This window comes from Deinococcota bacterium, from assembly GCA_030858465.1.
GTDB lineage: Bacteria > Deinococcota > Deinococci > Deinococcales > Trueperaceae > JALZLY01.
The window spans coordinates 1-7,410 of the sequence record JALZLY010000165.1 but is presented as its reverse complement, the minus strand read 5'-3'; the positions used below and the strand labels follow the sequence as shown (position 1 = coordinate 7,410).

At 67.5% G+C, this 7,410-nt stretch carries 6 protein-coding genes and 1 tRNA gene; 4 read left to right on the top strand and 3 right to left on the bottom strand.

What is annotated here, in order from left to right; all coding sequences use genetic code 11:
- Window positions 1-221, bottom strand: a 221-nt coding sequence (locus M3498_08385; GenBank protein ID MDQ3459298.1) for a hypothetical protein, incomplete at its 3' end; no start/stop codon positions are given.
- Window positions 222-300: 79 nt separating this feature from the next.
- Window positions 301-375: transfer RNA gene (locus M3498_08380), tRNA-Val, on the bottom strand.
- A gap of 180 nt (window positions 376-555) precedes the next feature.
- Here M3498_08380 and M3498_08375 point away from each other — a divergent pair.
- The 4 genes from M3498_08375 to M3498_08360 all read left to right on the top strand — a co-directional run bounded on the left by M3498_08375 (window position 556) and on the right by M3498_08360 (window position 6,493).
- Window positions 556-1,413 carry a hypothetical protein gene (locus M3498_08375; GenBank protein MDQ3459297.1) on the top strand — a complete coding sequence of 286 codons (858 nt, stop codon included), beginning with the start codon at window positions 556-558 and terminating at the stop codon, window positions 1,411-1,413.
- A 94-nt stretch (window positions 1,414-1,507) separates the two neighbouring features.
- Entirely contained in the window at window positions 1,508-2,785 is a 1,278-nt protein-coding gene (locus tag M3498_08370; protein ID MDQ3459296.1) for an ATP-binding protein, read from the top strand.
- A gap of 126 nt (window positions 2,786-2,911) precedes the next feature.
- Window positions 2,912-4,330 (top strand): ATP-binding protein, encoded by a 1,419-nt coding sequence (locus M3498_08365; protein ID MDQ3459295.1) that lies wholly within the window; start codon window positions 2,912-2,914, stop codon window positions 4,328-4,330.
- A 69-nt stretch (window positions 4,331-4,399) separates the two neighbouring features.
- A complete protein-coding gene (locus M3498_08360) occupies window positions 4,400-6,493 on the top strand; it encodes a DEAD/DEAH box helicase (GenBank protein MDQ3459294.1) in 2,094 nt (697 codons plus the stop codon).
- Between the two features lie 2 nt (window positions 6,494-6,495).
- Here M3498_08360 and M3498_08355 read toward each other — a convergent pair.
- On the bottom strand, window positions 6,496-7,410 hold a 915-nt coding region (locus M3498_08355), incomplete at its 5' end, for an extracellular solute-binding protein (protein MDQ3459293.1).

Genomic DNA, 7,410 nt, shown 5'->3' with positions numbered 1-7,410 from the left:
CAGTAAAATTGTAGAACGGAAGCCAGTTGGCAAAGCCTCTTGGACAGATAGTAGCAGATATTTGGCGGTTGAACCCGCTCATGTGTATTTGTGCGCTTATCAATGGCAATGGGTGAGCCCACGGCTGCCGCATTGATGACCATCAACGCAGTGGCATCATTCAAACTCAGGCTAGAGGAGGGTTGGCTCAGCGGGAGAGCACTCGCTAGCCCCATGACCATATCGTGAATTCTAGGGTCAGTTCTAGGGTCAAAAGGGAAACCGGAGGCTTGATAACCTCCGGTTTTTGCGTTCCTGTCGTGGTGGGCGGTATAGGATTTGAACCTACGACCCCTCGCGTGTGAAGCGAGTGCTCTCCCGCTGAGCTAACCGCCCGAGCCTCGTCGGAGTAAGAGAATACACCTCCCCGGCGGGGCAAGTCAATGAGGTGATAGACATGCTGGGCCGCCTTTCTTGTCTTATTCGCCACGCGGCGATAGACTGGAGCTTAGTATTGCGACCCCATGAGGTCGTGTAGCAGCAGACACCGACCCATCCGGAGGAGGCTCGTCAACTGTGAACGAAGAGCTGTTAAGAGACTTGCAAAGTGCTCAGCAGGCCCTGGAGCCCCAATTCAAGGCCTTGCGCGACGCCACCGGCGCCCTCAAGGGGGCGATCAGGCTGGCGGCTGACGACAAACCCGACGCCCTGCCTATGCAAAAGGCGCTCGTCAAGCTGCAACAGGCTACCGCAGGCGTGGACGACGCGCGGCTTCAGGGCGCGGCCCGGAGCTTTCAGGCGGAAACGGAAAAGGCCCTTGACGCCCTCTCCTTCGAGTTCGCCAAAGACCTGAAAGAGAGCTTCGAGCGGCGGGGCATGGCGGTGGAGGGGCGTCCGCCGACCTTGGTGGTGGGCGAATTGGTCTTGCACATCGACATCGCCGCGCGCAAGGCCCAGTGGTTCTACGGCAAGGAGGCCTTGACCCGCCCGCTGCCGCTCTCGATCTCTACCATCATAAAGGCCTACGAGGGGCAGCGCAAGCTCATCCTCGAGCGCGACACCGAGCCGGCGGCGTTTCTGGGCGAGCTCTACAAGACCTGGGAGGGCGAACTCGCCAGCCGCGCCCGCAAGCCCCTCGGCAACCGCCTCAACCTGGTTGAGACCTACAGCAAGCTGACCCTAAACCGGCAGTCGGCTCGCTTCTGGAACGCGCCCTCGCGGAGCACCTTCAGGGACTACCCGCGCCCCCTGTTCGTGCGCGATCTGGTCCTGGTGCAGCCTTCACCCACCCTCAGCGCGGACGGCAAGGCCTACCGCCTGCGCCTGGGCACCGCCACCAAGAGCCAGGCCGACCAGCCCAGTCGCAGCGTCTGGGTGCCGAGCGGGCCGCTGGGAGGCGAGTACTATGCGGACATCACCTTCGAGGAGGCCTAGTGTTGCGGCCTTTCCCAAAGAATCCAGAAGTCAGAGCTCAGGGCTCAGGAGAAGACCTTGTGAATTCTGACGGCTGTCTCCTGGCTCCTGTGCTATGACCCTCTCCCAGCCCCTCGCCCGCCACATCGTCGAGACGCTCGGCGCTTCGGGCACGCCGCCCGCCAGAGGCGTGCAGCACTTCAACGTCGGCAACCGCTCGCTTATCGAGGCCTTGGACGCGTTTTACCTGTCGTCTTACCTGCAAGACGGCGGGGCGGCCTTCAAGATGGTGGTGGGCGACTACGGCAGCGGCAAGTCGCACTTTCTCTACTGCCTGCGCGACGCCGCCTGGGCGCGCGGCTTCGCCGTGGTCAAGGTGGACCTGAGCCCGGTCGAGACGCCCTACAACGACCAGCGGCTCGTCTACGGCGCGGTGGCTCGCAACCTCATCTGGCACGAGGAGGACGAGCACGCCAGCGACGAGCTCGGCCTGCCCCGCTTTCTGGAGGGGACGCTGCAGCGCGTCGTCGGCGACGTCTTGAGCCTCGAGACGGCCGCTCATCCCAACTACCGGGGGCTCATCGACACGCTCGAGGCCACCAGCATCGACGGCCCGGCCTACAAGGCGGCCATCTTGGCCTACCTCGAGGCGCTGATTCGCGCTCAGGAGGAGCGCTTAGAGGCGCTGTCGCGCTGGCTGCTCGCCGAGGACACCACCCCCGACGACACCAAGGTCTTGCGCGAGGTGGGCGTGACGGGCAAGATCACCCGAACCAACGCCTTTCGCATGCTGCGCTCGCTGGCCCAAGTGATCCGCGCGCTCTCCTACAGCGGCCTGCTCCTGCTCTTCGACGAGGTGGACCGCATGGCCAGCATCGGCGGCAAGGCCGAAAAATTGGCGACCGACAACCTGCGCGAGGTCATCGACCGCTGCCAGGGCGACCTGCCGGGGGCGATGTTCGTCTACGCCGTGCCGCCCCAGTTCTTGAACGACGTGGTGCCGCGCTACCCGGCCTTGCAGCAGCGCCTGCGGGCGCCGGGACGCTTTTCCAGGGCCAACCACTTCAGCCCGCAGATAGGCCTCGACAAGCTCGACTTGGGCGAAGACGAGCTGATGCTGGCGATCGGCGAAAAGCTCCTGTCCATCTACGAGATGGCCTTTGGCGTCAGCCTGGACCCCAAGCTTCAGCACGCCAACGCCGCGATCCTCGCCAACGTCGCCCGCGACGTGTTTTTGGATGTGAGCCACCGCCGCCTCTTCGTCAAAGCCTTCGTCACCGAGCTGTCCCGCCAGCACGCCGGCGGCGAGCGGCTCCTCAGCGAAGAGGAAGCCGTCGGTCTTTTGCGCGGCCAGGTGGACGAACTCCACAGTGGGGAGACGCCGCCCTACTGAGGGTGGAGGGATGCATGCTCGAAGCTTATGCGCTTAGGACCGAGAGAAGAAATCAGCAGTCAGGGCTCGAGAGAAAGAGCAGCAGGTCTTTTGGCTCCCGGATTCCGACTCTGTCTCCTGCCCCTTATGATCGGTGACGTGGTCGACCACCCCCAGTACGGCCGCGGCCGGGTCATGGCCGCCTACAGGGGCGGAGCGGAGTGGCTGGTGCGCTTCGAGAGCGGCCTGCGCTTCAGGCGGCCGCGGCAGGAGTTCAGCGGGCAGGAGTTCAGCGGGCAGGAGTTTAGCGGGCAGGGCGAGGCGGCGCCGGTGAGATCCCCTGCCTTTACGCCGCCGGCGCCGATGCCCAGGAGCCGGTTCGAAGCGCGGAGCCTGGTCGAGGCCTTGCGCGTCGGCGTCGCTCCGGCGCAGCACGTGCGGGAGCTGACCATCGGGCTCGAGAACGAGCGCCGCAGCCTGGCCGCGGGGCTGAGCGAGGCCCACGCCCAGGGCGGCGCGGTTCGCGCGGTGATCGGCGACTACGGCCACGGCAAGAGCCACATCGTCCAGCTCAGCGCCCAGGAGGCGCTGGCCCAGGGCTTCCTGGTGGCGACGACCAGCTTGGACCTGCTGGAACTGCCCCCTCACCGCGCCTTTGACATCTACAGCAGCCTGGTGCGGGACCTGCGCTATCCGGACAGTGACGAGCGCGGGCTCGGCCCGCTGCTCGAGCTCGCCGCCCAGCGCCGCGCCCACGAAGCGCTCGCCGCGGCCTCGCCGGGGCTCGACCCGCTGCAACTCGCGCTCGAGGCCTTTGCCGGCACCACCTCGTCACGGCAGCGGCGCTACTGGCAAGCTTGGCTGACGGGCGGACGCAGGCTGAGCGCGATGAACAAGCTCGTGCCGCCGGGAGAGAAGTTCCCAAGCATCTACAAGGTCGGCCACAACGCCCGCCAGGTGGCCTACCTCGTGAGCGGCCTCAGCGTCTTGGCGCGGCTCTGCAACTACAGCGGCCTCGCCGTCCTCATCGACGAGGCCGAGGCTTACTCGCTGCTAAGTGCCCAGCAGCGCCCCAAGGCCGGGCTCTTCTTCGCTGCCGTGATCTACGCCGCCTTACAGGACAGGCAAAACCGCCTCCAGGAGAGTACCTTTCCCCAGCACCGCTGGCGCGACTACCCGCTCGCCTACCCGCTTGCCCGTCCAGGGGGGCAGGCGCTGTTCTTTCTCTTCACGGTGACCCGGAGCGACAACCGCCTGCCTCTGGAGGACTGGCTGGGGCCTGAGGAGGTGCTGGAACTCGAGCCTCACCACAGCCCCCAGGAGATCGGCCAGTTTCTCCAAACCTTGCAGGGCTACCACGCCCAGGCCTACCTCTATGAGCCCGGCGAACGGCAGGGGCAAATCCGCCGCGCCGCCGCCGAGCATCTGGCGGCGGGGATGAGGAGCGGCCGGCTGAGCATCCGCGGCGTGGTGCGTTTGGGCGCCGAACTCTACGACCTGCTCTATCTCTATCCCGACTACGAGGTGGCCGATCTGCTCGAGGAGTTGCGCGAGCAGATGCGTTAAGCTGGTGAGCCACCCCCTCCGCACTGTCGGCTTCTCGTGCGGCTTCTCGTGCGGGGCCGAGATGCTCTCATGACGACCCCTCATCTGCTGAAATCCCAACTTTCCCACACCTGGCCCGCCTTTTTTGCGGGTCACGGCGCGTTTACCGAAGTGCAAAGGCGCGCCATTCCGGTGATCCTCTCGGGGCGAGATGCGCTGGTGGTGGCGGCGACGGCCTCGGGCAAGACCGAGGCGGCGATGGCGCCACTGCTCGAGCGTCACCTCGTGCACGAGCGCCAAGCCGGCCTAGCCGTCCTCTATATCTGCCCCACCAAGGCGCTGGTGCGCGATCTCTACGAGCGGCTGGCGCCGCCGCTGCGCGGCCTGGGCGTTACCGTGGCGATGAAGAGCGGTGACACCGCGCCGGTCTCGCGCCGCCGCCCGCCCACCGTGCTCATCACCACGCCCGAGTCCACCGATTCGCTCTTGACCCGCGCGCCGCGCCTCTTTGCGACGCTGAGCGCCGTGGTGCTGGACGAGATTCACCTCTTCGACGGCGGCCCGCGCGGCGATCACCTGCGCTGTCTGCTCAGGCGCGTCGAGACCATTCGCGGCTACGCCGAGCCGGGGCGGGCGCCCGCTCAGCGCGTCGCCCTCTCCGCCACCGTGGCGGAGCCGGAGGCCGTGGCGGGGCGCTATCTGAACAGTCCGGTGCTGGTGCAGGTGGCGGGTGGGCGCAAGCTCGAGGCCGAGCTCGTTGCCATCTACGACCTGGACGACCTGGTGACGGCCCTCGCCCGCCGCGCTACGCGCAAGATGCTGGTCTTCTGCAACACCCGGCACGAGGTCGAGGAGGTGGCGGCCTATCTGCGCGGGAGGTTGCCCTACGAGGCGGCCGTCTTCGTGCATTACTCGAACCTCGACCCCGCCCTCAGGCGCGAGGTCGAGGCGCAGTTTGCGGAGGCCAGCGTGGCGGTCTGCGTGAGCTCTTCGACCCTCGAGCTGGGCATCGACATCGGCAGCATCGACGAGGTGGCGCTGGTCGGGCCGCCGCCCACGCTCGGCTCGTTTTTGCAGCGCATCGGGCGGGGCGGCCGACGGGGCCAAGCGACCCGGGTGCTGTGCCTGACCCGCTCGCCCGCCGAGACGCTGCGCTTCGAGGCGCTTTTGAGCATGGCCCGGGCGAGCCACGCCAATCCCGACAGGAGCGATCATGACGGGAGCGATCATGACGGGAGCGAGCTCGGCAAGGGGGCGGCGCCAAGGCCCGGCTATCACTTTCGCCTCGCAGTCCTGGTCCAGCAGAGCTTCAGCCTGCTCAAGGGCAGCCCCACAGGTGGGCTCCGCTTCGCCGACTTGCGCCGCGTCGCCCCGGATGAAGTTGACGACGAGCGCTTATGGGGCCTGCTCCGCCACCTGGCGGCGACGGGCTACCTCAAGGTCGGCAGGCCCGGGGAGTGGCGGGCGGGACCCAAACTGAACGAGCTGGCGGACGAGCACGAGATCTACAGCAACATCGGCGGCGAGGCCTTGGGCACGACCATCATCGACGCCTACAGCGGGCGGGCCATCGCCCGGGCCGACCGCCCGCGCCACAAAGGCGAGAGGCTGCTCATGGGCGGGCGCTCGGTCGAGGTGGCCTGGCAGGACAGGTACAGGGTCGGCGTAGAGGGCCGGCGCGGCAGCACAGACGAGATGATGCGCTTTCACACCGCGCCCGTGGCGATTCCTGTGGAGGTCGCCCAGGGCGTCGCCGCGCGGCTCGGGTTGGGGCCGGGACGGTTGCCGTCATTGCCCGACGAGCGAGGCATGTGGCTCTTTCACTTCTGGGGCGACCTCTACGGCGACCTCCTCGCCGCCGTCCTCCGCGCCCACTTTACCCCCGAGGGCGCAGATGAGCCCAGCGTCGCCGCCTGGAACGAGTACTGCCTCTACCTGCCCTTCCCGCTGAGTACCCTGCCGCCCTGGGACGAGGGGCTCGCCAGGGAGGAAGCTCAGGGGCTGGCCGGCTATGTCGCGCGCCTGCTCGAGCTCGGGCGCTTCCACGTACTCTTGCCGCCCGAGCTTGCCGCGCACGGCGTGCTCGAGGGGCTCGACCTGCCGCGCCTGGAAGCGCTCTACCGCGCGGCGAGCCTTGTCTCAGCTCCGGCCGGCCTCCGCGCGCGCTTGCAGACGCTGCTTTAAAACTAGGGCGCCGCCAGGGCACGGCGCTGCGCCTCGGCCAGGGCCGCCTCGGGTGACATCTGGCCCCTGACCGCCCTCTCCAGGGCCTCCTCGAGGTAGCCCTGCCAGACCGCATAGGCGCCGACGCGCGGGCGCGTGGTGGCGTGCTCGAGCGAGTCCAACACCACGCGGCGCTGCGGGTCCTCGGCGTACCAGTCTGCTAGGAGCGGGACGACCGAGCGGCGCACCGGCAGGAAGTAGGAGGCCTCCACCCAGCGGCGCTGGTTTTCGGGCTCCACGACAAAGCGCCAGAAGGCGAAGGCGCCCTGCCGCTGCGCCTCGCTGGCGCCCGCGAGGACCACCATCTGCGTGTCGGCGAGCGGCACCCCCAGGCTCCCCGGGTTTGCGGGCACGGCGGCGACCCCGGGTTCAAAGGCGAGGTTGAAGCGCTCGCCCTGGGGAAAGTAGGAGAAGGTGGCAAAGGCCATCATGCCCTTGGTGCGGACGAAGTCGATGAGCGCCAGGTCGAGCTCGCCAAAGGAACGGGGAATCGAGTCGCCGCGCTCAGCCAGGCGCCGCAGCATGGTCAGCGCCTCGACCGCCTCGGGCGAGTCGAAGTTGGGCCGGCCCTCCTCGGTGACGACGCTGCCGCCCCGGGTCGACACCATCGTCTCGAAGATAAAGGCCATCGACACGTCGATAAAGCCCCTGGTATTGCGGGTGGTCAGCCGGGCGGCGGCCGCCTCGAACTCCTCCCAGGTGGTGGGCGGCGTCACCCCGAGCTGCCTGAAGATCGAGGCGTTGTAAAAGAGCACCGGCAAGGACATGTTCCAGGGCAGGCCGTAGCGCCCGCCCAGGTCACCGTAGTCCCAGAGCGCCGGGTAGAAGTCGGCGACCATGTCCTCGGGCAGCCTGCTCACCAGGTCACTCAGCTCGAG

Excerpts from the sequence above, each read along its gene's own strand:
- M3498_08370 (MDQ3459296.1), top strand. The coding sequence starts at position 1,508 with ATGACCCTCTCCCAGCCCCTCGCCCGCCACATCGTCGAGACGCTCGGC.
- M3498_08365 (MDQ3459295.1), top strand. The coding sequence starts at position 2,912 with ATGATCGGTGACGTGGTCGACCACCCCCAGTACGGCCGCGGCCGGGTC.
- M3498_08360 (MDQ3459294.1), top strand. The coding sequence starts at position 4,400 with ATGACGACCCCTCATCTGCTGAAATCCCAACTTTCCCACACCTGGCCC.